This window comes from Streptomyces umbrinus, assembly GCF_030817415.1.
In the GTDB taxonomy this organism is placed as follows: Bacteria; Actinomycetota; Actinomycetes; order Streptomycetales; family Streptomycetaceae; genus Streptomyces; species Streptomyces umbrinus_A.
On record NZ_JAUSZI010000002.1, the window covers coordinates 1219020 to 1245195 of the forward strand.

The following is a 26176-nucleotide window of genomic DNA, read 5'->3' on the forward strand; positions in this document are numbered from 1 at the left end:
CTGTTGTGAACGAGGTGGACCGTGTTCCGGACAATGAGAAAATTCCGCCGCGCCGCGGGAACGACGGCCGTCCTGGCCGTAGTGGCGCTGACCGCCAACGCGTGCGCGGAGCAGGACTCCGCAGGAGCCGGCGGCAACTCGTCGGAGATCCACATCGGAGCGTGGCTCCCGACGACCGGTGCCACCGCCTCGTACGGCGTGCCGCAGAAGGCCGGCGCCGACGCGTACTTCAAGATGATCAACGCATCCGGAGGCATCAACGGCCGCAAGATCCGTTGGACCGTCAAGGATAACGCGGCCGACCCTCAGCAGACCGTGCAGATCGCACGCGAACTCGTCGGCCAGGACAAGGTCGTGGCCATCGTGAACGCGAACGGCACCTCCCAGGCGGAGGCGGCCTTCCCGTTCGTCCTCAACCAGTCGAAGGTTCCGGTTCTCAACGAGGTGGGCGGCAACGAGTCCTGGTTCGAGCCGCCGCGCCCCGGCCTGTTCGGCACCCAGACCCTCTACGAGGACCAGGCCGCGGCGATCGCGGCGTGGACGGTGCAGGACGGCGCGAAGAAGATCCTCGTCGTGCACAGTGACCCGGCCGCGTTCGTGAACGTGGCCAAGCAGGTCGAGCCCGTCGCGAAGAAGGGGGATCCCTCGGTCGAGGTCGACCGGCTGACGGTCAAGTACCAGACCACCGACTACACCCCGGTGATCAGCAAGGTGAAGGCCGCGAAGACCCAGGCGGTGGTCATCATCCTCACTTCCCCCGAGGCGGCCGCCTTCCTGAAGGAGGCCAAGCTGCAGGGGCTGTCGCTGCCCATGTACGCCTACGCGCCGGTCGCCGCGGAGTCGACGGTCTCCCTCGCCAAGGACGCGGCCGAGGGGCTCAAGGCCGTGCAGCTGGTCAAGGCGCCCTCCGACTCCGACCCCGCGGTGAAGGAGTTCCGGACCGCGATGGCCAAGTACGAGCCCAAGCAGCCCGCCGGATTCCTCGCGCTGTGGGGCTGGAGCAACGCGAAGGTGTTCGCGGAGATCGCGAAGACCATCAAGGGACCCGTCACGGCCGACGCGATCAACAAGGCGTACGAGAAGGCGACGAAGGTGGACACGGGGGTGTCGCCGGTCATGAACTTCAGCCCGTCCAACCACCTCGGCACCCGCAGCGTGCAGCGAGTGGTCGTGAAGGACGGGGTGTGGACGTCCGAGGGCGACTTCTACACACCGCCGAAGCGCGGCTGAGCCTGCTCGGGGCTCCGGCCGAAGCCCGGGGCGCCGGGCCAGCCGCCTACGTGAGGGACGCGTCCTTGAGCAGGCCTAGGCGGAGGAGGCTTTCGGCCGTGGCGGTGACGGCGTCGTCGCCGGAGCGGGGGTTCCAGTCGAGGAGGCGGCGCGCCCTCGCGTTGTCGAGGCGGCGGATGATGCCGAGCTGATCGGCCGTCTGACGCATCGCGGGGGCGGTCTCGGCGGCCCGGAGCACCGCCTCGTCCGGCAGGACGTCCACGGGTACGCGGTGGGCGGCGTCGCCCAGACGCTCACGCAGGACGCGGGCGATGTCGTGCATGGACAGCGTGTCCCCCGCGGCCCCGATGAACCGCTCGCCGGCCGCCCGTGGGCTGGTCATCGCCCGTAGGTGGAGGTCGGCGGCGTCGCGTACGTCGACGACCGCGAAGTACAGACGCGGGGTTCCGGGCCGGTCCCGTCCATCAGCATCCTGACCATGTTGACGGACGCGGAGGTGTCCGGTCCCAGGAGGAGCAGGGCAACCTCCTCGCGGCGCAGACCCGCGACCCGCCGCCGGTCACCGCCCGGCAGGCCGATGTCCTCGGGGCGGATCCGCTCCCGCCGGGAGCGCAGGTAGTCGCCCAGCTCGCTTCCTGTTGCCATGCGATCCGCGGTAGGTGGGATCGGCACGTTGTCCCTGTCCTCGTCACTACCAGGCTGCCACCCGGCCGCCCGGTCTACGCCGGAGACGTCCCCACCCGCTCCTCCCGCACATAGCCATGTGCCTTGTCGACCACGTTGCGCAGTCGTCTGCCTTCGGCCCTGCGGGTCAGGTTGTCGAGGAACAGGTCCGCGAGGTCGTCGCGCCAGCCGGTGACCTCGCCGGCCGTGTGCGGGGAGACGATGACGCCGGGCAGGTCCCACAGGGGTGAGGCGGCGGGCAGCGGCTCGTGGGCGAAGACGTCCAGGGCCGCTCCGGCCAGGCGGCCGTCGGTGAGGTTCCGGACGAGCGCCTCCTCGTCGACGAGTCCGCCCCGGCCCACGTTCACGAGCCGCGCGCCCGGCTTCATCGACGCGAGCACGGACGCGTCGACCATGCCCCGGGTGGCCGCCGTGAGGGGAGCGGCGAGCACCACGTAATCCGCCCCGGCCAGGGCGGGGCGCAGCCCGGAGAGGGCGTGCACGGTGCCGAAGTCGGGGTCGTCCGCGCACTCCGTACGCCCTACGGCGCTCACCCGCATGCCGACCGCGCGGAGCATACGGGCCACGGCTCGGCCGATGGGACCCGTGCCCCACACGAGGACGGTCCGTCCGTCGATGCGTTCGCTGTCCCGGGGCCGCCACTCGCGGCGCCGCTGGTGTTCCCAGGTGCCCGGGAAGTCCTTGGCGAGGGCCAGGATCAGGCCGAGTACGTACTCGGCGATGGGTCGGTCGTAGACGCCGCGCGAGTTGGTGAGCACCACCCGGGGGTTGTCGACCAGGGCCGGGAAGAGCAGTGAGTCGACGCCGGCGGCGGCCACGTGCACCCAGTTCGGTGCGCTCGACGGGTCCTCCGGCCAGGCCGCCTCGACCGCGGGGGTGATCGAGTGCCAGCAGAGCAGGGCGTCCGCGCCGGGCAGGAGGTGCGGCAGTTCCTCCTCGGTGGCGTACACCGTGTCCGCGAGGCTTTCGATGCCGGCGGCGTTGTGCGGCAGGATGCCGCGGTGCAGGACGACGAGCCGGTCAGCCAAGGCGGTTCTCCCACGGCGTGAGTCGGTGCGGGGGCGGCTGGTACGAGGTACCGCTCCCACCCTCCGGGGACGTGGCGGAAGGGTCAATGACCACGGTGTTCTGCCGGGACGGCCGCTGTGGACGGTGTGTCAACCGGCCGGCGGCCACGGAACACACTGTCCACCCGCCGTCTCCCAAGAGAACACCGTGTTCATTGACGGTGGATCCGCGCTGAACCAGGGTGATGGCCAACCCCGGACCGCTTCGCCCGGCCACCCGGAGACGACCGGTCCGCACCGCGTACAGCGCTGTACGCCTTCCCCCCTCAAAAAAATCCCCCCACATCCCCGCTTTCCAATGCTTGACGTACGAAGCCTCCTTCGCCCGGCCCCCCTGCCGGCGCGCGTCCCCCTCGCCTTCCCGCGTCCCCCCAGGAGCCTCAAGCATGTCTCTGACCTCATCAACCACCGGCGGGGCCTCGTCGCTCGACGACGCGCCCGTCAGTTCCTTCCACCGCCGGATCATGGTGGTCGCCATGGGCGGCCCCTTCTGCGACGGCTATCTGCTCGGAGTGATGGGCGTCGCCCTCGGCCTCATCACGCCCGCGCTCGCCCTCGACACGCTGTGGACGGGCCTGATAGCCGCCTCCGTCCTGGTCGGCGTGTTCATCGGCGGCGCGGTCTTCGGCCCCATCACCGACCGGGTCGGCCGCCATCTGATGTACGTCCTCAACCTGGCCACCTTCGTCGTCTTCTCGGCGCTGCAGTTCTTCGTCACCGAGGCCTGGCAGCTGCTGGTGCTGCGGCTGCTCATCGGCATCGCGATCGGCGCCGACTACCCCATCGCCTCCGCCCTCACCACCGAGCTGGTGCCCCGCCGGATGCGCGGCCCGGCCCTGTCCGGTCTGGTCCTCGCCTGGTGGGTCGGGTACGGCGTGAGCTACTGGGTGGGCTGGGCGCTGACCGGCCTCGGCGACGACTCCTGGCGCTGGATGCTGGCCTCCGGAACGGTCCCGGCGCTCATCTTCCTGTTCATGCGGGCCGGCATCCCCGAGTCCCCGCGCTGGCTGGCCTCGCGCGGCCGCATGGACGAGGCGAAGGCGGTCGTCCGCAAACACCTCGGCCAGGAGGTGAGCGACGAGGAGCTGCTCGCGGAGGGCCGCCAGGAAAAGCGGGGCGGCTCCGGACTCGGCAATCTCGTCGAGATCTTCAAACGCGGCTACACCGTCCCAGTCGTCTTCTGTTCCGTGTTCTGGATCTGTCAGGTCGCGCCCGCCTTCGCGGTCCGCTCCTTCCAGCCGCAGATGCTGTCCGCGTTCGGCGTGGGGAGCACATACGGTGCCAGCGCGCTGATCACCACCATCGCGGTGGCCGGCATCGGGCTCGGCCTGGTGGTCGTCAACCGGATCGGCCGCCGCTCGCTCCTGATCAGCAGCTTCGTGTGCATCAATGTCTCGCTGATCGCGCTGGCGGTCCTGCCGCTGCACTGGGCCTTCGCGGTGGTGGCCCTGTTCGCGGCCTTCCAGTTCTTCGAGGCGGCGGGCAGCGGTCTGCAGTTCGTCTACCCGAGCGAGCTGTTCCCGACCGATCTGCGGGCCACGGGCGTGGGCATCGCCACGGCCATGAGCCGCGTGGGCTCCGCCTCCTCCACGTTCCTCCTGCCGATCGCCGCCGAGGACCTGGGCGTACGCGGCACGCTGGGCATCGCCGTGGCGATCACGCTGGTGGGACTCGTCGTCTCCTACTTCCTCGCCCCCGAGACCAAGGACCTGGGCCTCACCGAGGCAAGCAGCCGTTCCTGAACCCGCTCACCCTGTCACCGCTTCGCCTCCAAAACACCTCAACCCCCGCCCCACACAGAGGAGTTCACCCCATGCGCAAGGTCGTCAGCTTCGACTGCTACCGGACCCTCATCAACTTCGACACCCGGACCGCCACGCACGAGATCGTCAAGGACCGCCTGGCCGAGTTCGGCGTCGATCCGGACCAGTTCCACCACGACGCGTACGTCATGCGCTTCCAGGGCGTCGTCGACGTCTACCGCCCCTACCGCGAGGTCGTCCGCAGCACCCTGCGCAACGTCATGCTGCTGCACGGCCTGGAGTACCGGGCCGAGGACGGCGAGGCGCTGATCGAGGCCATCAAGAAGTTCACGCCGTTCCGCGAGGTCCCGGACGCGCTGCGCCGCCTCAAGGGCGAGTACGACATCGCCATCCTCTCCAACAGCGAGGACGACCTCATCTCGTACGCCGTGGACGAGCTCGGCGTGGAGTGGGACCACGTCCTCACCGCCGAGCAGGCCGGAGCGTACAAGCCGCTGCCGCAGGCCTTCGAGTACCTCATGAAGGCCACCGGACGCGGCCCCGAGGACATCATCCACACCGCGCAGGGCTGGGAGTACGACATCATGCCGACCAAGCGGTACGAGGGCATGCGGCGGATCTGGGTGAACCGGTACGGCTTCCCGGGGTCGGCCGCCTACCAGCCGTACGAGGAGATCAGCAACCTCTCCGAGCTGCCTCCCCTGCTCGGCGTCTGACCTTCGTCGTCTCCTCGTCCAGCCGCCGTGAAAGGACATCCCGTGAGCGCCACCACGCTCGGTCAGCCCGGCCCGGTCAACGGCCGGATCTCCCATTGGTTCGCCGAACTGCCCACCCCACGCGCCGCGTTGCCCGGTGACCGCGACGCCGATGTGTGCATCGTGGGCGCCGGGCTGACCGGACTGTGGACCGCGTACTACCTCAAACTGGCCGACCCGTCGCTGCGCATCACCATCCTGGAGGCCGAGTTCGCCGGGTTCGGCGCCTCCGGCCGCAACGGCGGCTGGGCCTCGGGGCTCGTGCCCGGCGCCCGCGACCGGCTGGCGAAGCAGTACGGGCGGGATGCCGTGCTCGACTACCAGCGCGTGATGAACGAGGCCGTCGACGAGATCGTCGCCGTGGCCGAGCGCGAGGGGATCGACGCCGGCATCGTCAAGGGCGGCACCCTGCGGGTGGCCCGCACCCCCGCACAGGCGACCCGGCTGCGCCACAAGACCGAGGCCGACCACGAGTGGGGCGTGCCGAACGCCGTGATGCTCACACCGGAGGAGGCCGCGGACCGCATCCGCATCGACGGCATGACGGCCGCGGCCTGGACCCCGCACTGCGCCCGGCTGCAGCCCGCCGCCCTGGTCAAGGGGCTCGCCGAGACGGTCGAACGGCTCGGTGTAACCCTCTACGAGAAGTCCCCGGTCACGGCCATCGAGCCCGGCCGGGCGGTCACCGCGCACGGCACGGTCACCGCGCCCGTCGTCCTGCGCGCGACGGAGGGGTTCACGGCCTCGTTCAAGGGGCTGCGCCGCGCCTGGCTCCCGATGAACAGCTCGATGATCGCCACCGAGCCTCTGCCGAAGGAGGTGTGGGAGGAGATCGGCTGGGCGGGCCGCGAGACGCTGGGCGACACGGCACACGGGCACATGTACGCGCAGCGCACCCCGGACGACCGGATCGCGATCGGCGGCCGCGGTGTCCCGTACCGCTTCGGCTCCCGCACGGACGACGCTGGGCAGGTGGACGCCCGCACACCATCGGCCAGCTCACCGACACGCTCTACGGGATGCTGCCGCAGACCGCCGGTGCCAGGGTCGACCACGCCTGGTGCGGTGTGCTCGCCGTGCCCCGCGACTGGTCCGCCACCGTGGGACTCGACCGCGCCACAGGGCTCGGCTGGGCCGGCGGCTATGTCGGACACGGTATGACCTCCACGAACCTCGCCGCCCGCACCCTCACCGATCTGGTGCTCCGGCGCGAGTCCCGGCTCACCCGGCTGCCGTGGACCGGGCACCGCCCCGGCACCTGGGAGCCGGAACCGCTGCGCTGGCTGGGCGTGCGCGGGCTGTACGTGGCCTACCGGTGGGCGGACCGGCACGAAGCCGGCGGGCGGGCCCGTACGTCCCCGATCGCCACGGTCGCGGATCTCATCGCGCGGCGGCCCTGACGCCTCCCGTTCTGGTTCTGGTCGCCTCTTCGCCCAGGGGCGCGTGGTGCGTTCGCGGCTGGCGGTTCTGTGGGTTGCTCGCGCCGTTCCCCGCGCCCCTTCGGGGCATGGCGCTGAGCTGGGCAATCGAGCCTTGCATCGGTCTGTCTCACCCCTCAGAGTGGTCCGGACATCGTGCCGGGTCGGTCGGCACGTCGTCGGACTGGAGCTGTCCCCATGCCGTTCCTCACGGTCGCGGACGTGCTGCGGCTGCCCGTCATCGCCGCCGGTCTGCCCCGGGTCGCGGCAGGCGAGGACCAGTTGTCGCGCAGGGTCCGCTGGGTCCATGTCACCGAGCTGCTCGACCCGGCCTCCTTCCTGGAGGGCGGCGAACTCGTCCTCACCACGGGCATGCCGCACCCGGCCGATCCCATCCAACTGCGCGGCTACGTCGACTCGTTGGCAGATGTGGGAGTGGCCGGGCTGGTCGTCGAGCTGGGCCGCCGCTACCAGCACGCGCCGCAGGAACTGGTCACCGCCTGCCGGGAGAGGGACCTGCCGCTGATCGTGCTGGCGCGCGGGGTGCGGTTCATCGAGGTCACCCAGACCGTCCACGCGCTGATCCTGGACGCGCAGGGCGAGCTGCTGCGCCGCGCCCAGCAGGTGCGCGAGCTGTTCACCTCGCTCACCCTGCGCGGCGCGGATCCGGAGGAGTTCGTGCAGGCCGCCGCGGACCTCACGGGGTGTCCGGTGGTCCTGGAGAACCTGATCCACCACGCGGTGATCTGCCGGACCGCCGGTCCTCCGGACGGACAGGTCCTGGAGGCCTGGCCACGACGCTCGCGCACCGCCCCGACGCCGGACCGGGCGGCGGCGAGCGGACCCGAGGGCTGGCTCGTGGCGCCGGTCGAGGACCGGGGCAGACGGTGGGGGCGGCTGATCATGCTGCCTCACGCGTCCGGTCCGCCGATCGGTCCCGAGCAGACGATGATCCTCGAACAGGCCGCCACCGCCCTCACCCTGGCACGGCTGACCGGCAGGCCCGAGTGGGACCGGCGCGCGCACAGTTCCGTCCTGCTCGATCTGCTCCACTGGCGCTACCGGAGCCGTACCGAGGCGCGTCTGAGGGCCGAGGCACTCGGACTGCCCACGACCGGTCACCGCCTCGTCCCGGTCGTCATCGACCACGAGGACACCGCCGACGGCGACACCACTGTGACCGGGCACCTCGCCGCGGAACTGCCCATCTCGGGGGTCAAGGCCCTGGTGGGAGACCTGTCCGAACACCGGACCGGACTGCTGCTCGCGCTGGCCCGTGCCTCGGCCTGGCAGCCGGTGGTGGAACGCGTCGGCCGGGATCTGCGCGGCACGTTCGGGGAGGGCCTCGTCGTGGCGGTCGGCCCCGGAGTCACCGAACTCAGCCAGGTCACCCGGTCGTTCCGCGAGGCCGAGCAGATCGCCGACGCGATCGGCCCCGGAACACTGGACCGCCCCTTCCATGTCGCGTCGGACATCGGTCTGCCGGAACTGCTGTACTCGCTTCGCGACGACGTGCGCGTCCAGCGGTACGTGGAACAGCAGCTCGGACGCCTCGTCCAGCACGACGCCCGACACGGCAGCCACCTCCTTTCGACCCTGCGCGAATATCTCGTCGCCGCCGGCAACAAGTCGATCGCCGCCAAGCACGTCGGGCTCTCCCGGCAGGCCTTCTACCAACGGCTGCGGACCATCGAGCGGCTCCTGGGCAACGACCTGGAGTCCGGCGCCCTTCGCACCCAACTGCACGTGGCCGTCACGGCGTTGGACCTGCTCGGCGGTGCGGGCGGGACCGTCCGACCGGCTTCCCTGTGAGTCGCCTGCGGCGGTGAACACCGCTGTCGACGGACGCGTATCTGATCCCGGAGCGGCTCCCACAGCGTGCGTGCGCACGTCGGGAAGAGACGAGGGATCATGACTGAACAGCGGTACCACGTCATCGGAATGACCTGCGGCCGCTGTGCCGACGCCCTGGAGACCAAGGTCGGCGGGGTGCTGGGCGTCGACCGGGTGGGTATCGACCTCGACACCGGTTCGGTGACCGTGACGGGCGAGGGGCTCGACGGTTCGAAGGTGTGCGCCGCGATCACCGAGGCGGGCTTCGAGGTGACCGCCGTGCTCTGACAACCGGCCGGCACTCCTCTGGTGGCGGTCGACCCCGCTGGATACGTTCCTCCCATGCCCGCCGAGCCGACCGCCCTGAGCAAGCTCAACGCCGAGGTCGTCCTCCGCTATCTGCGCGTGTTCGAGACACAGGACCTCGACGAACTCGCGGAAGTCGTCGCCGAAGACGTGATGGTCCATGGCGCCGGGCAGCACGTGCGGGGGCGGCGCTGTCCGGAAGGGGCGATATTGAGCCCGGGGCTGTCCAACTGCCGCCTACGAGTGGACGATCTGTTCGCCGCAGAGGACAGGGTGGTCACCGCTTTCACCCTGACGTACACGCACGACCGCACCGGGCGTGACCTGACCCATGTCGGGCATCAAGTCCTACCGCCTGAGCGAGGGGCGGATCGTCGAGTTCTGGGGTGAGACCGATCTGTACGGCCTCCTCCGGCAGCTCGGACTCGTGCCGGAGGAGATCCCGCCCTTCTGATATCGGGCTCGCAGCGCGTCAGGCCGGTTCGCCGGCACGCACCCGGGCCAGTACCTCGCGGATCATGTCGGCGCTGATGGTGAAGTGGTCGCGGGCGATCTCCTCGGCCTTGGCGGGCTCACCGGCCGCGATGGCTTCATAGAGGGCCTTGTGGTCCCTGCTGGCCCGGTGGAAGTGGGACCGTTCCCCCTTGCCCCAGGGTTCCGCCGGGAAGCCGAGGCTGATCCGGGTCAGCAGGTCCCGGCTGAGCGTGGCGATCTGCGGGTTGTGCGTGGCCCGGCAGATGCTCTCGTGGAACGCGCTGTCGGCGATCTGCTCCTCGCGGGGTGTCGTCGCGGAGAGGTACGCCCCGAGGGCCTCGCGTATCGGTTCGAGGTCCTCGGGCCGTCGGCGCCGGGCGGCCGTGGCGGCCACCATGCCCTCCACCAGCCCCCGCAGATCGAAGAGTTGCTCGAACTCCTCCCAGCGGGGCAGCAGGGTGCGGCGCACCGCGGCCGCGGAGGACTCGCTCCAGCTTTCGCGCACGAAGGCACCGCCGTTGCGGCCGCGGCGGGTCTCGATGACACCCACGGCCTGGAGGCGCCCGACCGCCTCGCGCACGGTGGGACGGCTCACCCGCAGCAGCTGGGTGAGTTCGCGTTCGGCCGGCAGCCGCTGTCCCGGCAGGAAGTCCCCGACGGCGATCGCCGTGAGCAGCCGGTCGGAGACCTCGTCGACCGCGGACGTCACGCGTACCGGGCGCAGGGACGGTGAAGAGGCGCCGCCGAGAAGGACACGGTCGAGCACCCGGGCGAACTCGTCCCCCGGCTCGGGCGGCTGCGGTGCGGATGTCAGCTGGTCCTCCTCAGGTGGGTCGCGGATGCCGGACATGTAAACGCGCGCTGGACACGTAAACACGCAGTTACGTCTTGCCCTGCCCCCGCTAAAAGGTCTTGTGCGCTGACCATTTACCCAATCAGTATCGCAGACACCCGTCACACCCATCGCGTTTCAGACAGGGACCGACCGAATCTCGGCCGGTCCGGGAGGCTCCCCAGTGGCGATCCCCGAACCGAACCACACCGGAACCGTCGACTTCAACGGCTGGTCCACCTGGTACCGGATCACGGGCGAGCCGGGCAAGACCCCTCTGGTGGTCCTGCACGGCGGACCCGGCGCCGGTCACGACTACACGCTGCGCATCGCGGGCATCGGCCGACAGGGCCGGCCCGTGGTGCACTACGACCAGCTCGGCATCGGGCGGTCCACCCATCTGCCCGACCGGGGCGCCGACTTCTGGACCGTCCAGCTCTTCCTCGACGAACTCGACAATCTCCTCAAGGCGTTGGGGATCGCCGATGCCTACCACGTCCTCGGTCAGTCCTGGGGCGGCATGCTCGCCGCCGAGCACGCCCTACGGCGCCCGCCGGGACTGCGGGGCCTGGTCATCGCCAACTCCCCCGCGTCCATGGAGCTGTGGCTGTCGGGTGCGGCCGGGCTGCGCGCCGCTCTCCCGCCCGAGGTGCAGCGGACCCTGCTCGCCCACGAGGACGCCGGGACCACCGACCATCCCGACTACCACGCGGCGGAGCAGGTCTTCTACGAGCGCCATGTCTGCCGCCTGGTCCCGACCCCGCCCGAGGTCCAGGCCACCTGGGACAACATCGAGGCCGACCCGACCGTCTACCACACGATGAACGGGCCGAACGAGTTCCACGTCGTCGGAACCCTCAAGAACTGGTCGGTCATCGACCGGCTGCACCTCGTCGACGTCCCGACCCTGCTGGTGTCCGGGCGGTACGACGAGGCGACTCCCGAAACCGTCCGTCCCTTCGCCGACCACATCCCCGATGTGCGCTGGCACTTCTTCGAGCACTCCAGCCATATGCCGCACGTCGAGGAGGAGGAGCTCTACCTCCAGGTCGTCGGCGCGTTCCTCGACTCGACCGACTGACTCGGCCGGCTCCACAGGCCGACTGGACCCGCGGCCTCGACCGGACAGCTCCACCGATCGGCTCGACCCGCCGCCCCGCCCCGCTGTCTCCACCGTTCGATCCACCCACGGGAGTTCGGATGTCCCGCAGCACCAGACGCACCGCCCTCGTCGCCACCACCGCCACCCTCGCCCTCACCGCCGCCGCCTGCTCGTCCTCCGACGACGGCAGCGCCTCCGGCCCGACCTCGTCCTCCTCCGGCTCCTCCGCCTTCCAGCCGGAGCACAAGGGAGGCACCCTGCGGATGGTCGCCCACGCGGCCGCCGGCAGCCTGGACCCGCAGGTGAACTACACACTCCAGTACTGGCAGCTGTACCAGTCGATGTACGACGGTCTGCTGGCGTTCAAGAAGACCGGCGGTCAGCAGTCGTTCACCGTCGTACCGGACCTGGCCACGGCCATGCCCAAGGTGACCAACGGCGGCAAGACATACACCTTCACTTTGCGCAAGGGCATCAAGTTCTCCAACGGGAAGGCCCTGACCACCGACGACGTGGTGGCGTCCTTCCAACGCATCTTCAAGGTCTCCAGCCCCACCGCGGGCACCTTCTACAACGGGATCGTCGGCGCGGACGCCTGTATCAAGAAGCCCGCGGACTGCACGCTCGACAAGGGCGTCGTCGGCGACGCGTCGGCCGGCACGGTCACCGTCAACCTCACCGCCGCGGACCCGGAGTTCCCGTACAAGCTGGCCGTCCCGCACGCCAGCGTGGTGCCGAAGGAATCGCCGGCCAAGGACGCGGGCACAAAGCCACTGCCGACCACCGGCCCGTACATGGCGGCCTCGTACGATCCGAACCGGGCGCTCAAGCTGGTCCGCAACCCGCACTTCAAGGAGTGGTCACGGGAGGGCCAGCCTCAGGGCTATCCCGACAGGATCGACTACACCTTCGGGCAGACCGTCGAGTCCGAGGTCACCGCCGTCCAGAACGGCCAGGCGGACTGGATGTACGATCCGCCGCCCGCCGACCGCCTGAACGAGATAGGCACCAAGTACGCCTCACAGGCGCACGTCAACCCGCTGACCGCGTTCTGGTATCTGACGCTCAACGTCAACTCGGCGCCGTTCAACAACAAGTTGGCGCGCCAGGCCATCAACTGGGCGGTGGACCGCGAGGCCGTGGTCCGGCTCTACGGCGGCAAGAACCTCGCCGCTCCCGCGTGCACCATCCTGCCGCCGGGCTTCCCCGGGCACGTCGACTCCTGCGACTACACCAAGGGCGGCGGCAAGACCTGGTCGGCCCCGGACCTGGCCAAAGCCAAGGAACTGGTCAAGAAGTCCGGTACGGCAGGGCAGGAGGTCGGCATCGTCGTGCAGGACGACGAGGTCAACAAGTCGATCGGCCAGTATCTGCAGAGCCTGCTCACCCAGCTCGGCTACAAGGCCACCCTCAAACCGCTGTCGGGCAACATCCAGTTCACGTACATCCAGAACACCAAGAACAAGGTGCAGCTCGCCCTGACGTCCTGGTACCAGGATTACCCGGCGGCCTCCGACTTCCTCAACGTGCTGCTGTCCTGCGCCTCGTTCCACCCGGGCAGCGACTCCAGCATCAACATCTCCGGCTTCTGCGACAAGGGCATCGACGCACGGATGCGGACCGCGCTGAAGACCGGGCAGACCGATCAGAAGAGCGCCGACCAGCAGTGGGGCACGATCGACCAGGACATCATGAAGGAGTCCCCGGTCGTACCGGTGATCAACCCGAAGATCATCGACTTCACGTCGAAGCGCGTCGGCAACTACCAGTTCAGCAAGCAGTTCTACATGCTCGTCGGGCAGTTGTGGGTCAAGTGAGCCGCGCCATGGCCCCGTCGACCACCACCGAGGCCCGGCGCTCGCCGGGTCCCTGGCGGACCGCCGTCGCCGACCTGTCCCGCAACAGGCCGGCGACGGCCGCGGCCCTCGTCCTGCTGATCGTCGTCCTGGTGTGCCTGTGCGCGCCGCTGTACGCGGACCACATCGCCCACACCGACCCGTTCCAGTCCCATGTCTCCGGCACCACGGTCGTCGACGGCAGGTCCGTGCCGGTGCTCACCCCGAGCAGTACCGGGCTCGGTCTCGGCGTCACGCCCATCGGGCCCACCTGGGACACCGCCCACTACTTCCTCGGCTCCGACAACCAGGGCCGCGATGTCATGGCACGGCTGCTGTACGGCGGCCGTACCAGCCTGTTCATCGGGGTCACCGCGGCCCTGCTGACCGTCGTCATCGGTACGGCCGTCGGCGTCCTCGCCGGCTACGCGGGCGGCGTCGTGGACGCCGTCATCTCCCGGATCCTGGACGTCATCTGGGCGTTCCCGGTGTATCTGCTGGCCATCTGTCTGTCGGTGGTGCTGCTCACCGACGGACTGCGGCTCGGTCCGGTCACAGTGGACGCGGGGAGCCTGTGGCTGCCCGTGGTGATCATCGCGGCGATCTACGTGCCGTACGTCGCCCGGCCCCTGCGCGGCCAGGTACTGGTGCTGCGCAACAAGGAGTTCATCCAGGCGGCCATCGGCTCGGGCGCGCCCGCCCTGCGTGTCATGCGCCGGGAGGTGCTGCCGAACGTCGTGCCCACGGCGATCGTCTTCCTGCCGCTGATGACCGCGCTCGCCATGCTCACCGAGTCGGCGCTGTCGTTCCTGTCCGTCGGGGTCCAGCCGCCCGACGCCAGCTGGGGCACGATCATCGAGGACGGCCTCGGACTCCTCTACACCCGGCCCGCCGTGACGATCGCCCCGGGACTGCTCATCGCGCTGACCACGGTGGCGCTCAACGTCCTGGGCGACGGCGTGCGTGACGCGCTCGACCCGAGCGCCCGGCTGCGCGGAGGGGTGTGACGCATGCTGTACTTCGCCCTCCGGCGCTTCCTGTCCGCCCTGTTCGTCATGTCCGCGATCAGCGTGCTGGTGTTCCTGATCTTCTTCGCGACCCCCGGCGTGGACCCGGCCGCGCGGATCGCGGGCCGCAACGCCGATCCGGCCACTCTCGCCCAGGTGCGGCACTCCTTCGGGCTGGACCGGCCGATGCCCGTCCGCTACCTGCTGATGATGCAACACCTGCTGGTCGACCGGGACTTGGAGTCGTTCGTCAACCGCGGCTCCCGTGTCGTCCCGCAGATCGTGCAGGCGATGCCCGTGACCCTTTCGCTCGTGGTGGGGGCGGCCGTCATCTGGATGACGGTGGGCATCGTGATGGGCACCGCCGCGGCAGCCCTGCGCGGCACGCTCGCCGACCCACTGATCATGCTGGTCGGAGTGGTCGGCGTGTCCCTGCCCGCCTACTGGCTCGGCGAGGTCGTCAACCTGGTCACCCAGAACCGGCTGCACGACACGGTGTTCTCCTGGGTGCCACCACCCGGATACGTCGAACTGGGCCATGACCCCGGCCAGTGGGCACTGCACATGCTCTTCCCCTGGCTGACCCTGGCGCTGCTCTACGCAGGGATCTACGCCCGGCTGCTGCGCGGCGAGGTCGTCACCGCGCTGGGCGAGGACTACGTACGCACCGCCCGTGCCAAGGGCCTGTCCGAGCGGCGCATCCTGGTCCGGCACGCCCTGCGCTGCTCACTCATCCCGATCGTCTCCCTGTTCGGCCTGGACTTCGGCGCGCTCGTGGGCGGCGCCGCCCTGCTCACCGAGGTGGTCTTCGGACTGCCGGGCGTCGGCAAGCTCACGTTCGACGCCCTGCAGAACCTCGACCTGCCCGTGATCATGGGCACGGTCCTGTACGCGGCCTTCTTCGTCGTCCTCGCCAACGCCCTGGTGGACATCCTGTACGCGCGACTCGACCCGAGGGCCCGCCATGCCTGATCAGCCAGTCAAGGAACTGCCCGGCCAACCCCTGCTGGACGTACGCGACTTGAGGGTGACCTTCCGTACCCGCCGAGGCTCTGTCACGGCGGTCGACGGTCTCTCCCTCTCGGTGGCTCCCGGCGAAATCCTGGGCGTGGTGGGCGAGTCGGGCTCCGGCAAGAGCGTGTCGATGCTTGCCGTACTGCGCCTGCTGACCAACCCGAACGTCACCGTCTCGGGCCAAGTCCTCTTCCGTGGCCGCGACTTGCTCACTCTCCCCGACAAGGAGATGCGCGCGATACGAGGCCGGGAGATCGCCATGGTCTTCCAGGACCCGATGACCGCGCTGACCCCCGTCTACACCGTGGGCTGGCAGATCGCCGAGCAGATACGGGCCCACGAGCAGGTGTCCCGCAAGGTCGCACGGGCCCGCGCGGTGGAGCTGCTGTCCGACGTCGGCATCCCCGACGCGGCCTCGCGGGTGAACGCCTACCCGCACGAGTTCTCCGGCGGCATGCGACAGCGCGCGGTCATCGCGATGGCCCTCGCCTGCGGCCCCTCACTGCTGATCGCCGACGAACCGACCACGGCCCTGGACGTGACGATCCAGGCCCAGATCCTGGACCTGATGCGGGAGTTGAACGCACGCGGCTCCGCCGTGGTGCTCATCACGCACGACATGGGCGTGGTCTCCGAGATCGCCGACCGGGTCCTCGTCATGTACGGCGGACGCGCGGCCGAGGAAGGCCCTCGCCAGGCGGTGTTCCACGGCCCCCGCCATCCGTACACCTGGGGACTGCTCGACTCGGTGCCGCGCGTCGGCGGAACCCGGCTGCGGCGGCTGCCCACCATCGCGGGTATGCCGGTCTCGCCGGACAGCCTCCCCGAGGGCTGCGCGTTCGCGCCGCGCTGTCCGGCGCGTCACGACCGGTGCGAGGAGCGCCCCGAGCTCGCCGCGGGAAGCGGCAACACCGCCCACCGCGACGCCTGTTGGCTGCCACCGGACGACCGCGCGGCGCAGCGTCTCGCGGCCCGGGCAGGCCCAGAAGCAGGCGCAGGGGCACAGCGGACGGACGAGACGGACAGGGAGATGGCGCCGTGACGGCCCTCGACACAGCGGCAGCGGACGAAAACACCCGGCCCGGCAGCGACGTACTGCTGCGCGCCACGGACGTCACCAAGCACTACACCCTGCGCGCCGACTCGCTCGCCCGGCACCGCAAGGTCCTGCGAGCCGTGGACGGAGTCTCGCTGGAGGTACGTGCCGGGGAGACGCTCGGCATCGTCGGCGAGTCGGGCTGCGGCAAGTCCACCCTCGGCCGCTGCCTGGTCAGGCTCACCGACCTCACGAGCGGCCGGGTCGAGTTCGACGGCCAGGACATCAGCACGCTGTCCGCGCGCCGCCTGCGCCCCGTCCGTCCCGGGATGCAGCTGGTCTTCCAGGACCCGCAGGCCTCGCTCAACCCCCGGCGCCGTGCCGGGGACATCGTCGCCGAGCCGCTGCTCATCCACCGCTACGGGGACGCCGCCGCCGTCCGGAAGCGGGTCGCCGAACTGTTCGACGTCGTGGGGCTGGCCACCGCGCACCTGGACCGCTACCCGCACGAGTTCTCCGGCGGCCAGCGCCAGCGCATCGGCATCGCACGCGCGCTGGCCACCGACCCGAAACTGATCGTCGCCGACGAGCCGGTGTCCGCCCTCGACGTGTCGATCCAGGCCCAGGTGCTGAACCTCTTCGCCGATCTCCAGGACGAGTTCGGGCTGACGTACGTCTTCATCGCCCACGACCTCGGAGTGGTCCGGCATGTGTCGGACCGGATCGCCGTCATGTACCTCGGCGAGATCGTCGAACTCGCGGAGACTGAGGAGCTGTACGCGGCCCCGGCGCACCCCTACACCGAGGCGCTGATGTCCGCGGTCCCGGAGATCGACGACGGCACCGACGCGGCGGCGGCCGGATCGCGCCGGGAACGCATCGTCCTCAGCGGTGACGTGCCCAACCCGGTGGCCAAGCCGACCGGTTGCACGTTCCACACCCGCTGCCCATACGCCCGGGAGCGCTGCGCGGTGGAACGTCCGCCGCTCACCCGGACCGCTTCGGGACGTCAGGCCGCCTGCCACTATCCGCTGATGGGCTGAGGTTTCGAATGGTGGGCCGAGATTTCGAACTTCTCACCCCTGTCCAGCGGAAACGGGGCCTTTCACCCTAACGAAGTGCCGGTGCCCCACGACCGGACGGGCGAGGCCGATCGTCCACTAGCTTCCTTCCCCTGACACCAGGGGACATAGGAGCAACGTGGCCGGAGTGAGCCTCCCGGAACATCCGTACAGCCGCACGGAGGCGACCCGGCTGTTGTGTGCCGGCGTCTATCAGGACGCCGGCTTCCGGCGCCGGGTCATCGATGAACTGGTGGATCACCAGGAGCGGCCGGTGGCCCCTCCGCTGGGGGTCGACGTCCTGCCCGTACTGGCCCATGCCGTGCGTGTCACCCGGCAGGAGGCGCGCACGGCATGGCTGATGCTCATCGCCTGGCTCGGCTTCTTCCTGTCCGACGTCGTGATGTTCTGGGACCGCGTCGCCGATAGCTGGGGCGACGGGGCCGAGGTCGGTTTCAGCGACGTGTTCACCGCGTTCTACAGCGGCGACGAGAAGCTCACCGCCGGAATGCCCATGCCGTGGTCGCAGTTCTACGCGTTCGTCGCCCTCGGCCTGTGGTTCGCGCACGCCGTGAAGACGCAGAGCTCCGAGGGACGTCAGGCGGGCCTCCCCGACCCGGTGGCCAAGGCGGCCGAGGGCTTCGGCCGCACGGTGACGTGGTGTGCGGCGATGTTCGCCCTCTTCTACTGGTACTGGTACGTGGCCGGGGTACTCCAAGGCACCGTACAGACGCCGTATCCGCTGCTTTTTCCGCTGCTCATCGCCTTGATCGCATGGTGGCACCAAGCCACTCAGCGCCGGTCCCTGTGCCGATGGCTGTCGCGCTGGACCTTCCAGAAGACGACTCAACCGAACCTGCCCGCAGAGCCGTTGTACGAGGACCTGATCGCCAACATCCAGCGCGAACAGCAGGCCAAACTGACCCTCTACGAAGCGGACAGCCCCTTCGTCGGACTGGGCACACGGCGTCGGGCCTGGTCGTTCGCGATGGAACTGCGCAAGCGCTCCGGGCCGCCGACCGGGCCTGCCGCCCCGGCCGACCCCGCCTCGAACGGAGCCCTGATCCCGCACCAGGACAAGGGGCCGCTCACCGCCGAGGGCGCACTCGCCATGATCGAGCCCCAGTTGCTGCGGCTGCGCGACTCGGCCGCACGCACCGGTAAGGACCGGCTCCGCGAACTGGAGATCGACCGTTTCGTCTATCTGCCGGGCGGTGTCGGCCGCGACGAGGAACTGCACGTCGGCGGCAGTCCGGACGCGAGCGCGACGGCGGCGGGCGGAGCCGGCGGGGACGGTCTGACGGTCTACGACCCCGTCCAGGTCGCCGCCCACTTGAAGGAAGCCGTCGACGAGGGCGGCGAGGGGCGGCGCGTGTTCCTGCGCGTCCGCATCGGCGCCTGGCACGAACAGGTCGTGGTGACGGTCCTGGTCCGCGTCCACACCCAGGGCGGCATGCTCGTACTGGAGGTCTCACCGTACGTACTCGGCCCGGTCCGCAAGGACTTCAGGAACGTGGACGCCCTGGTGGACCGGCTGCCCGAGGGCTGGGCGCGCGGCGCCGTACGCGCCCTGGGCCACGGTCCCGCGACCGGCGTCAGCGCGGGCATCAGTGCCTTGAAGACCGTCTCCAGGGAGCTCGGCACCGGCTGGTCCACCCGCGAACCGGCCCCCGACGTGCCCCGGGTCTCGCTGCGTCAACTGACCGCCACCTCTTGGCTGTCGCCGTATCAGGAGATGGACGTCACCCGGTACATCAAGACCGTCGAGGAGCGCATCGTGAACGGCGTGCGCCAGGCGCTCCACGCACACGGCTACCAGACCGAGCAGTTCGAGCAGCACGTCTACCAGGTCAGCGGTGGAAGCGTCTTCGTCCAGGCGATGTCCGGCGGCTCCGTCGCCACCGGCCCCCACGGCAGCGCCACCTCGCACAACACCGCCCCCGCACCGGCGCACGGCACGCCGAGCACCGACCCCAGCTAGGTACCGGACCCCAAGGACCCCAGCACATGAGCGACACAGGACACCCCATCCCCGGCCGGCCGACGCAGGACGGCGGTGCCGGCAGCGTGCACATCGGCTCCATGAGCGGCGGCTCGATCGCCACCGGCAGCCATGGCAGCGCGTACTCCGTCAACCAGACGGCGGCGGAGCCGGACCCGCGGCACGCGGAACTGCTCCAAGCGATTCGAGCCCTCCGCGAGGCCCTGCCCGCGCGGGAGCGAAGTGCCGAGGACACGACCCTCGACGGTGAACTCGCCGACGCGGAGGCGGAGATCACGCGCACCGGAGCCGCCGGGCCGGAACGCCTCACCCGCCTGCTGACGGGCGTACGCGGCTGGCTGGGATCGCAGGCCGCGGCCGCCGGAGCCATCGCCTCGGCGACAGCCGTCGTGCAGGGCATCGCCCAGCTCCTCGGATGACCGACGGGATGACGACGGACGGCGGCAGGCAGCAGATGACGGGCGCGGGACGGCGAAACGGAGGGCCGCTGCGATGAGGGTGTTCGACATCGAGCGTCAGGAGTGGGGCGGTTCCCGGCGCGAACGTCTCTTCCACCCTGACCAGTACCTGGACGTGCCGCGGCAGAAGACCGTCCGGCAGCAGACGGGGATCGTGCTCGCGGTCGCCGGGCTCGCCTTCGGCATCTGGGCACTGGCCTGGAAGGACGAGCCGGAACCGTACCGGGAACCCGCCGCCACCGGGCAGGACTCCTCGGAGACGACGTCGGGCGGGACCGGAGACGACGTGCCGCCGAACGGGTCGCCCTCGCAGGACACCACCTTCGAGTCGTCGGCGGCCCTCCCCGAGGACTACGAGTCCTTCCAGGACGTCGCGGGGTATCGGGTGGCGCTGCCGAAGGGCTGGGAGCGCAAGAGCCGGTCGTCGCAGTACGGCATCGACATCGTGGACTACCGCAGTCCGGACGGCACCCGACGGCTTCAGGTGTTCCAGGTGATGGAGACCTCTCCGTACTCCTCCTTGCAGGCCGCGCAGATCGAGGCGGAGAAGCTCGACGGATACGAACCGGTCGCCATGGAGGAGGTCCCGAGCGCCGTGGGACAGGCGGCCGAGCACGAGTACCGCGCCGACGAGATCGCGGGCGAGCTGGGCGGCGGCGGCAGCCGGCACGTCATCGACCATCGCTTCGAGGCGACGGACGGCGAACGGTACGCACTGGTCGCGTACGGTTCCGAGGCCGACGGGACCGAGGACGAACGGGAACTCGTGGACACGGCCCTGCTCTGGTTCTGCCCGCCCGGGACGCAGTGCGACGACCCGGTCGGCTGACCGGGTCGGTCAGCCCATGACCGGCCCGGTCAGAAAATTCCCTGTCCGGGGACGAGGATCCCGCGCGGATCGTACGTCTTCCGCGCGGCGGCGAACCGGGGCCAGGCGGGCCCAAAGTGCCGTCGCCAGTCGGCCCGGTCGAAGGGCACGGAGCCGACCGGGTACTGGGTGCCGCCGGCCGCGCGGACGAGGTCGTACGCGGACCGGTTGGCCGCCAGCAGTCGCCGGACCGACGCCGTGTCGTCGGGAGGAGTGGTCCGCAGGACCGCGAAGAGGTAGGGAACCGGGTCGTCGGGCATGCGCAGCAGCGGGGTCCGCAGGTGCTCGCGCACCAGCGGGTACAGCAGCACGACGCCGCCCGGACCCACGTCGTCCGGGGTGAGCGCGTCCAGGAGCCGGCCTGTCACCTCGGCCGCCTTCCGGCCGGGCACGAGCAGGTTGAGCCATGGATGGGCGTATGCCCACAGCCCGGCTTCCTTGAGAGCGGCGACGGCCGGGGCGAGCCGGTCGAGGAAGTCGTAGTACGGGATGTCGGTGATCTCCGCGCCGGAGGGGTCGTGCCGCAGGCCCCGCAGGAGCGCGGTGTCGTCGGGAACGTCTCCGGCCGGAGGTCCGTAGGCGACGGCCTCGATGACGTACCCGCGGAAGGCGCCCGTGGCATCCGGAACCATCTGCCCCTCGACGTAGGAGAACCGTCGGTCGCGGACGAGCACGCGTTGGTCGTCCACGAAGGTCCGCAGATCGTCGTACGGCAGGAGGTAGTGGCGTACGGTCTCGGGCGCGCGGACCAGTCGTACGGTCGCGCCGACGACCACGGCGCACTGGCCGAGGCCGGCGAGTACGGCGAGGAACAGGTCCTGGTGGCGGGTCGGGGAGCAGCGCAGCAACTCCCCCGCGCCGGTGACGACTTCCAGCTCCAGGACGTTGTCGACCTGCGCGCCGTGGCGGTGGGTCTGGCCGCCGAGGCCTCCGACGGACAGCGTTCCGCCGACGGAGAGTTCGAGGTAGTCGGTGAAGACGGGAGGGGTCAGGCCGTGGACGAGGGTGGTCTTGGCGACGTCGCTCCACTTGGCGCCGGCGCCGACCCGGACGCTCGTGCTGCCGGAGTCGACGGAGTGAATGGCGGCGAACGGGGCGGTCTCGATGACCAGGCCGCCGGCGACCTGTGCCTGGCCGTTCGTGGCGTGGCCCTGTCCGCGTGGGGCGACCGGGATTCCGCGCCTGTCGCAGAACCGCACCATCGCCACGACGTCCGCGACGGAGCCCGGGCGCAGCACCGCGGCCGGTCGGCGGTGCACGATGTGGCCGAAGTCGTCGGCGGCGGCGCTCAGCGCGGCCTCGTCGGTGTGGAGGGTTCCGTCCAGATCTGGGATGTCGTGCAGCGGCCGGTCGGACGGGGTCACCGCCCAACTGCGTGTGAAGGGGTCGAAGCCGATCACCGCGGTTCCTGCGGCGGCCAGGTCGCGCAGCACGGAACGTCGGGGCGGTCTGCGGGACATGCGTTCCTCCAGGGGAAGGACACGGTGAACCGGTCAACAGCCGCCCACTCTAGAACCCTTGGCGCACGAGGACACGGCCCCGCGCCGGTGCTCCCCGGGCTTCGTTCGGGCCGGGCGTTCGCCTGCACTGCTCCGGCGGGGCTCGTGGTGTGCGTGGCTCAGGCGCGGGTCTCGCGCGGCGCGGCCGTCGTGCCCCGTACCTCCAGCACCGGCGTGCTGAGGACGGTCTCGGCGGGACGGGCGGGGTCGGCGATCCGGTCGAGCAGGCACTGCGCCGCGCGGCGGCCGACGTCGTGGCCGGCGCTGTCCACAGTGGTGAGCCACAGGTGGCGCAGGCGCGCGAGGTAGGTGTTGTCGTAGCCGACGAGGGAGAGGTCGTGCGGCACGCGGAGCCCGAGTTCCTCGGCGGCCGACAGGGCGCCGACACAGGCGATGTCGTTGAAGGCGAAGACGGCGGTGGGCCGTTCGCCCGCGCTCAGCAGCCGGACCGTGGCCCGGTAGCCGCCCTCCTCGGTCAGGTCGCCCTGTTCCACGACGGCCGTGTCGGCCAGTCCGTGTTCGCGCATGACCGTCTCGAAGCCGCGGCGGCGCAGTTCGCCGACCATGCCCTGTCCCGCGATGTGGGCGATGCGCCGGTGACCGAGCGCGATGAGGTGCTCGGTGGCGAGCCGGGCGCCGTACTGGTCGTCGTTCGCGACGATGTCGACGTGCGGCAGTACGGGTTCGCGGGCGCCCGCGACGACGGTGGGCACCCGCGTAGCCGCCGTGCGCAGGGCCTCGGGGCCCGGCAGCGTGCCGACGGCGATGAGGCCGTCGACCCGCAGGTCCGTGAAGGCGCGGGTCAGGTCCTCGCCCAGGCGCAGGTTGAGGTGACCGTCGGCAAGGAGCATGCGCAGGCCGTGGGCGTGCAGCAGGGAGTTGAGGCCGTCGAGCAGTTCCACGAACCAGGGGTTACGCATGTCATTGAGGAGCACGCCCACCGTGCGTGTGCGCCGCTCGCTGAGGCTGCGCGCGGCGGCGTTGGGCCGGTAGCCGAGCTCCTCGACGGCGGCCAGCACGGCCTGCCGCTTCTCGGGGCGCACCTGGTCGGATCCGCGCAGCACGAGCGAGACCAGGGATTTCGACACTCCGGCCCGTTCGGCGACGTCGCGGATCGTCGGTGGTCTCATGAAATGGACCGTTCCACAGGGATCGATGGCTTGTCAAAGGGTTGCGAGGATACTCCGACGGGCTTGACACGTGCGGGAACAGGCCTTCAGTGTGAACCGGGAGAGTTCTGGACCGGTCCAAAGAAGGGCAGTCATGGTGAGTACGCTCGGCGTCGCCGTCGTGGGGTTCGGCTGGATGGGGCGGGTGCACACCCAGGCGTACGCCCGTGTGCCGCACCACTTCCCCCAGCTGCCCGTGCGGCCCGAACTGGTCGCCGTGGCCGACGAGGTGCCCGGCCGGGCCGAGGAGGCCGCCGAGCAGTACGGCTTCGCGACGGCGGCTCGGGACTGGCGCGAGGTCGCCGCCGATCCCCGGGTCCAGGCGGTGAGCATCGCAGCCCCGAACTTCCTGCACCGCGAGATCGGCGTCGCCATGGCCGAGGCGGGCAAGCACATCTGGATCGAGAAGCCGGTCGGCCTCACCGCCGAGGACGCGCGGGCCGTGGCCGGTGCCGTCACGAAGGCGGGCGTGCAGGGCACGGTCGGCTTCAACTACCGCAACGCACCTGCCGTCGCGGCGGCCCGCGAGCTGATCGCCTCCGGCGGGATCGGCACGGTCACACACGTCCGCATCCGCCTCTTCAGTGACTACGCGGCCCACCCCGAGGGCGCACTGACCTGGCGGTACGAGCGTGAGCGCGGGGGCAGCGGAGTGCTGGGCGACCTCGCCTCGCACGGTGTGGACCTGGCCCGCTTCCTGCTCGGCGAGATCGCGTCGCTTGCCGCCGACACGGCCGTCTTCGTCCCCGAGCGCGCCCGGCCCACCGGCGCCACCGCGGGCCACGCCCGCTCGACGGGCGGCGAACTGGGCCCGGTGGAGAACGAGGACTACGTGTCCTGCCTCCTGCGCTTCACGTCCGGCGCCCGCGGTGTCCTGGAGGCCTGCCGGGTCTCGGTGGGCGAGCAGAACAACTACGGCTTCGAGATCCACGGCACCAAGGGCGCGGTCTCCTGGGACTTCCGCCGCATGGGCGAGCTGAGCGTCAGCCGGGGCACGTCGTACCAGGACCAGCCGGTCAGCACGCTGTACGTGGGTCCCGGGCACGGGGAGTACGCGGCCTTCCAGCCGGGCTCGGCCAACAGCATGGGCTACGACGACCTCAAGGTCATCGAGGCCTACAACTTCCTGCGCTCGATCACCGAGGGCACGGCGTACGGCGCCACGGTCGAGGACGCCGTCCACAGCGCGGCCGCCCTGGACGCGATGTCCCGCTCCGCCGAGAGCGGGACCTGGACGAGTCCCGCGTAAGGACCGAAGCCCGCGTAAGGGCCGAGGCCCGCGCCTACGAGGTGCGCCGGGTGAACAGCCCGTGGAAGCCGAAGGGGATGGCGTGCGGCACGTCCGCACGCGCCAGCACCTCGTACGTGCGGGCGTCCAGCACCAGCAGGAACGACGAGCCCCGCGCCGAGTCGAGGACCACCGACAGCACGACACCGTCGTCCTCGCCCTCCGCGCCGGGCGCGGCGGTCGGTGCCGCCACGAAGACCGGCTCGCCGGGGTAGCAGCCCTCCTCGGACCACTTCAGCGCGTGGCCCGTCGTCACGTCGACCTTCACGAGCTGGTTGAGGAAGTCGTCACCGCTGCGGTCGCGGGCGCCCACACCGTACGCGTAGCGGTAGTCGACGCCGTTGTGCCGCTCGTACGCGATGCGCGGCAGCTCCAGTGCCTCCTCGGACAGTCGCCTCATCTCGACGTCGCCGGTGCCGAGAGAGATGCGGTAGCGGATGGGCAGCGCGAACGGGACCGCGTCGCCCGCGCGCAGTCGGTCCAGGTACAGCGTGTCGATGACGGAGGCGTCCTCGTACGAACACATGTCGAGGACGATGTCGTCGCCGTCGTCGAAGGCGTTGATGTGGTGGAACGCGAAGAACGCCGGCCCCTCGTACACACCGCGCACCGAGCCGTCGCGCAGGTCCATGACCGTGAAGCGGGTGCCGCGCTCCGGCTCCCAGCGGTAGTTCTCGATGAACGGCCGACCGCTGAGCACGATGCTCATCGGGTTCACCACGAGCGGGAACTCCGCGAGGACCGCGTACCGGCGTGTGATCGCGAAGCTGTGCATGTAGGAGGGGCGGGCGATCCGGCGGCTGCCGATCAGCTCGCGGGCCGTGCCCGTGGCCTTCTGCCGGTAGACGCGGTACTCGCTGGTGCGCGAGAAGTGCAGCAGGTAGTTGACCAGGTCACCGGTGGTGGGGTCCTGGTGCGGGTGGGCCGTGGTCAGCTGGCCGCTCAACTCGTCCTCGTAGCCGACCACTCCCGCGGTCGCGAGCGTGTCCCGGTCGAAGGCGACCGGTATCGGCGTCTCGGTCAGCGCCACGAAGCGGTCGCCGAAGCGGGTGATGTTGACGTTCGCGTTCAGGGTGGGCCTGCGCGAGAAGCGGGTGAAGAAACGGGCGAACAGTGAGCGGCACGGGTCGGTCGCGAACTCGGGGTAGGCGATCGTCCCCGACTCGACGGCGCGGTGGGCGGCGGTGTCGAGGAACCTGTTGGCATAGGAGACCCTTCCGCCTTCGATGGTGAAGCGGTGCAGCATCGCCTGCCCGTCGAACCAGTGCCGCAGGGAGCGCTCCCCCGCGTCGTAGCGCGCGGGGCCGTTCCGCAGCAGGCTCCCCTCCAGCCAGCCGGGCAGCGTCCCTTTGACCGGAAGCTCTGCGACTTCGGCCTCGTCGTGCAGCCCCTGAAACCCGGCCGCGAAACCCGGTGTACTCATGGTCGCCTCCCGACATGCCACAGTGGACTGTGCTCTTCATTTCATGGCACAC

At 70.4% G+C, this 26176-nt stretch carries 23 protein-coding genes and 1 pseudogene; 17 read left to right on the forward strand and 7 right to left on the reverse strand.

The window, feature by feature from the left end; genetic code table 11:
• Nucleotides 1-33: 33 nt before the first annotated feature.
• On the forward strand, nt 34-1230 hold the full coding sequence (locus QF035_RS06190) for an ABC transporter substrate-binding protein (RefSeq protein ID WP_307518811.1): 1197 nt from the start codon (nt 34-36) through the stop codon (nt 1228-1230).
• A 46-nt stretch (nt 1231-1276) separates the two neighbouring features.
• Here the strand turns inward: QF035_RS06190 and QF035_RS06195 are convergent, their stop codons facing one another.
• The 3 genes from QF035_RS06195 to QF035_RS06205 all read right to left on the reverse strand — a co-directional run bounded on the left by QF035_RS06195 (nt 1277) and on the right by QF035_RS06205 (nt 2942).
• Nucleotides 1277-1612, reverse strand: coding sequence for a hypothetical protein (locus QF035_RS06195; RefSeq protein WP_307518812.1), 336 nt, complete (start codon nt 1610-1612; stop codon nt 1277-1279).
• Nucleotides 1609-1875: a hypothetical protein gene (locus tag QF035_RS55665; protein WP_373466606.1), complete on the reverse strand. Its 267-nt coding sequence runs from the start codon at nt 1873-1875 to the stop codon at nt 1609-1611. The genes QF035_RS06195 and QF035_RS55665 overlap by 4 nt, the downstream gene beginning before the upstream one ends.
• A gap of 74 nt (nt 1876-1949) precedes the next feature.
• Nucleotides 1950-2942 (reverse strand): D-2-hydroxyacid dehydrogenase, encoded by a 993-nt coding sequence (locus tag QF035_RS06205; RefSeq protein WP_307518813.1) that lies wholly within the window; start codon nt 2940-2942, stop codon nt 1950-1952.
• A 425-nt stretch (nt 2943-3367) separates the two neighbouring features.
• On the opposite strand from QF035_RS06205, the gene QF035_RS06210 reads away from it, so the two are divergent.
• The 6 genes and pseudogenes from QF035_RS06210 (at nt 3368) to QF035_RS06235 (ending at nt 9446) form a co-directional block, all read left to right on the forward strand.
• Nucleotides 3368-4723, forward strand: a complete 1356-nt coding sequence (locus QF035_RS06210; RefSeq protein ID WP_307518814.1) for an MFS transporter — start codon at nt 3368-3370, stop codon at nt 4721-4723.
• Nucleotides 4724-4794: 71 nt separating this feature from the next.
• On the forward strand, nt 4795-5460 hold the full coding sequence (locus QF035_RS06215; RefSeq protein WP_307518816.1) for an HAD-IA family hydrolase: 666 nt from the start codon (nt 4795-4797) through the stop codon (nt 5458-5460).
• 42 nt (nt 5461-5502) lie between these two features.
• Nucleotides 5503-6899 (forward strand): annotated as a pseudogene (locus QF035_RS06220) (NAD(P)/FAD-dependent oxidoreductase).
• A 216-nt stretch (nt 6900-7115) separates the two neighbouring features.
• The gene (locus QF035_RS06225; RefSeq protein ID WP_307518818.1) at nt 7116-8729 is read left to right on the forward strand and encodes a PucR family transcriptional regulator; all 1614 of its coding nucleotides are present in this window, start codon (nt 7116-7118) and stop codon (nt 8727-8729) included.
• 99 nt (nt 8730-8828) lie between these two features.
• A complete protein-coding gene (locus QF035_RS06230) occupies nt 8829-9038 on the forward strand; it encodes a heavy-metal-associated domain-containing protein (RefSeq protein ID WP_307518819.1) in 210 nt (69 codons plus the stop codon).
• Between the two features lie 54 nt (nt 9039-9092).
• Nucleotides 9093-9446 (forward strand): nuclear transport factor 2 family protein, encoded by a 354-nt coding sequence (locus tag QF035_RS06235; protein WP_307518821.1) that lies wholly within the window; start codon nt 9093-9095, stop codon nt 9444-9446.
• An 82-nt stretch (nt 9447-9528) separates the two neighbouring features.
• Here the strand turns inward: QF035_RS06235 and QF035_RS06240 are convergent, their stop codons facing one another.
• Entirely contained in the window at nt 9529-10380 is an 852-nt protein-coding gene (locus tag QF035_RS06240) for a FadR/GntR family transcriptional regulator (RefSeq protein ID WP_307518822.1), read from the reverse strand.
• A 166-nt stretch (nt 10381-10546) separates the two neighbouring features.
• Between QF035_RS06240 and QF035_RS06245 the strand changes: the two genes are divergently transcribed.
• The 9 genes from QF035_RS06245 to QF035_RS06285 all read left to right on the forward strand — a co-directional run bounded on the left by QF035_RS06245 (nt 10547) and on the right by QF035_RS06285 (nt 20706).
• Nucleotides 10547-11443 (forward strand): proline iminopeptidase-family hydrolase, encoded by an 897-nt coding sequence (locus QF035_RS06245; RefSeq protein ID WP_307518823.1) that lies wholly within the window; start codon nt 10547-10549, stop codon nt 11441-11443.
• 119 nt (nt 11444-11562) lie between these two features.
• Nucleotides 11563-13281 (forward strand): ABC transporter substrate-binding protein, encoded by a 1719-nt coding sequence (locus QF035_RS06250; RefSeq protein WP_307518824.1) that lies wholly within the window; start codon nt 11563-11565, stop codon nt 13279-13281.
• 8 nt (nt 13282-13289) lie between these two features.
• Entirely contained in the window at nt 13290-14306 is a 1017-nt protein-coding gene (locus QF035_RS06255; protein ID WP_307518826.1) for an ABC transporter permease, read from the forward strand.
• Nucleotides 14307-14309: 3 nt separating this feature from the next.
• The gene (locus tag QF035_RS06260; RefSeq protein ID WP_307518827.1) at nt 14310-15278 is read left to right on the forward strand and encodes an ABC transporter permease; all 969 of its coding nucleotides are present in this window, start codon (nt 14310-14312) and stop codon (nt 15276-15278) included.
• Complete coding sequence (locus QF035_RS06265) at nt 15271-16362, forward strand: ABC transporter ATP-binding protein (protein ID WP_307518828.1); 1092 nt, start codon at nt 15271-15273, stop codon at nt 16360-16362. Before QF035_RS06260 ends, QF035_RS06265 begins: the two co-directional genes overlap by 8 nt.
• Nucleotides 16359-17399 (forward strand): ABC transporter ATP-binding protein, encoded by a 1041-nt coding sequence (locus tag QF035_RS06270; protein ID WP_307518829.1) that lies wholly within the window; start codon nt 16359-16361, stop codon nt 17397-17399. Before QF035_RS06265 ends, QF035_RS06270 begins: the two co-directional genes overlap by 4 nt.
• Before the next feature lie 166 nt (nt 17400-17565).
• A complete protein-coding gene (locus QF035_RS06275; RefSeq protein ID WP_307518830.1) occupies nt 17566-19398 on the forward strand; it encodes a hypothetical protein in 1833 nt (610 codons plus the stop codon).
• A 26-nt stretch (nt 19399-19424) separates the two neighbouring features.
• Nucleotides 19425-19838, forward strand: a complete 414-nt coding sequence (locus tag QF035_RS06280; RefSeq protein WP_307518831.1) for a hypothetical protein — start codon at nt 19425-19427, stop codon at nt 19836-19838.
• Between the two features lie 73 nt (nt 19839-19911).
• Nucleotides 19912-20706, forward strand: a complete 795-nt coding sequence (locus QF035_RS06285; RefSeq protein ID WP_307518833.1) for a hypothetical protein — start codon at nt 19912-19914, stop codon at nt 20704-20706.
• 29 nt (nt 20707-20735) lie between these two features.
• Here the strand turns inward: QF035_RS06285 and QF035_RS06290 are convergent, their stop codons facing one another.
• Together QF035_RS06290 and QF035_RS06295 are read right to left on the reverse strand one after the other, a co-directional pair.
• Complete coding sequence (locus QF035_RS06290) at nt 20736-22205, reverse strand: FAD-binding protein (protein ID WP_307518834.1); 1470 nt, start codon at nt 22203-22205, stop codon at nt 20736-20738.
• Nucleotides 22206-22363: 158 nt separating this feature from the next.
• A complete protein-coding gene (locus tag QF035_RS06295; protein ID WP_307518835.1) occupies nt 22364-23374 on the reverse strand; it encodes a LacI family DNA-binding transcriptional regulator in 1011 nt (336 codons plus the stop codon).
• A 133-nt stretch (nt 23375-23507) separates the two neighbouring features.
• Between QF035_RS06295 and QF035_RS06300 the strand changes: the two genes are divergently transcribed.
• Nucleotides 23508-24662, forward strand: coding sequence for a Gfo/Idh/MocA family protein (locus QF035_RS06300; RefSeq protein ID WP_307518836.1), 1155 nt, complete (start codon nt 23508-23510; stop codon nt 24660-24662).
• A gap of 34 nt (nt 24663-24696) precedes the next feature.
• On the opposite strand, the gene QF035_RS06305 is transcribed toward QF035_RS06300, so the two are convergent.
• Nucleotides 24697-26124 carry a carotenoid oxygenase family protein gene (locus tag QF035_RS06305; RefSeq protein ID WP_307518837.1) on the reverse strand — a complete coding sequence of 476 codons (1428 nt, stop codon included), beginning with the start codon at nt 26122-26124 and terminating at the stop codon, nt 24697-24699.
• Nucleotides 26125-26176: the final 52 nt, after the last annotated feature.

Excerpts from the sequence above, each read along its gene's own strand:
- QF035_RS06225 (WP_307518818.1), top strand. The coding sequence starts at position 7,116 with ATGCCGTTCCTCACGGTCGCGGACGTGCTGCGGCTGCCCGTCATCGCC.
- QF035_RS06240 (WP_307518822.1), bottom strand. The coding sequence starts at position 10,380 with ATGTCCGGCATCCGCGACCCACCTGAGGAGGACCAGCTGACATCCGCA.
- QF035_RS06280 (WP_307518831.1), top strand. The coding sequence starts at position 19,425 with ATGAGCGACACAGGACACCCCATCCCCGGCCGGCCGACGCAGGACGGC.
- QF035_RS06300 (WP_307518836.1), top strand. The coding sequence starts at position 23,508 with ATGGTGAGTACGCTCGGCGTCGCCGTCGTGGGGTTCGGCTGGATGGGG.
- QF035_RS06210 (WP_307518814.1), top strand. The coding sequence starts at position 3,368 with ATGTCTCTGACCTCATCAACCACCGGCGGGGCCTCGTCGCTCGACGAC.
- QF035_RS06285 (WP_307518833.1), top strand. The coding sequence starts at position 19,912 with ATGAGGGTGTTCGACATCGAGCGTCAGGAGTGGGGCGGTTCCCGGCGC.
- QF035_RS06195 (WP_307518812.1), bottom strand. The coding sequence starts at position 1,612 with ATGACCAGCCCACGGGCGGCCGGCGAGCGGTTCATCGGGGCCGCGGGG.
- QF035_RS06290 (WP_307518834.1), bottom strand. The coding sequence starts at position 22,205 with ATGTCCCGCAGACCGCCCCGACGTTCCGTGCTGCGCGACCTGGCCGCC.
- QF035_RS06250 (WP_307518824.1), top strand. The coding sequence starts at position 11,563 with ATGTCCCGCAGCACCAGACGCACCGCCCTCGTCGCCACCACCGCCACC.
- QF035_RS06230 (WP_307518819.1), top strand. The coding sequence starts at position 8,829 with ATGACTGAACAGCGGTACCACGTCATCGGAATGACCTGCGGCCGCTGT.
- QF035_RS06260 (WP_307518827.1), top strand. The coding sequence starts at position 14,310 with ATGCTGTACTTCGCCCTCCGGCGCTTCCTGTCCGCCCTGTTCGTCATG.
- QF035_RS06215 (WP_307518816.1), top strand. The coding sequence starts at position 4,795 with ATGCGCAAGGTCGTCAGCTTCGACTGCTACCGGACCCTCATCAACTTC.
- QF035_RS06295 (WP_307518835.1), bottom strand. The coding sequence starts at position 23,374 with ATGAGACCACCGACGATCCGCGACGTCGCCGAACGGGCCGGAGTGTCG.
- QF035_RS06235 (WP_307518821.1), top strand. The coding sequence starts at position 9,093 with ATGCCCGCCGAGCCGACCGCCCTGAGCAAGCTCAACGCCGAGGTCGTC.
- QF035_RS55665 (WP_373466606.1), bottom strand. The coding sequence starts at position 1,875 with ATGGCAACAGGAAGCGAGCTGGGCGACTACCTGCGCTCCCGGCGGGAG.
- QF035_RS06255 (WP_307518826.1), top strand. The coding sequence starts at position 13,290 with ATGGCCCCGTCGACCACCACCGAGGCCCGGCGCTCGCCGGGTCCCTGG.
- QF035_RS06305 (WP_307518837.1), bottom strand. The coding sequence starts at position 26,124 with ATGAGTACACCGGGTTTCGCGGCCGGGTTTCAGGGGCTGCACGACGAG.
- QF035_RS06190 (WP_307518811.1), top strand. The coding sequence starts at position 34 with ATGAGAAAATTCCGCCGCGCCGCGGGAACGACGGCCGTCCTGGCCGTA.
- QF035_RS06265 (WP_307518828.1), top strand. The coding sequence starts at position 15,271 with ATGCCTGATCAGCCAGTCAAGGAACTGCCCGGCCAACCCCTGCTGGAC.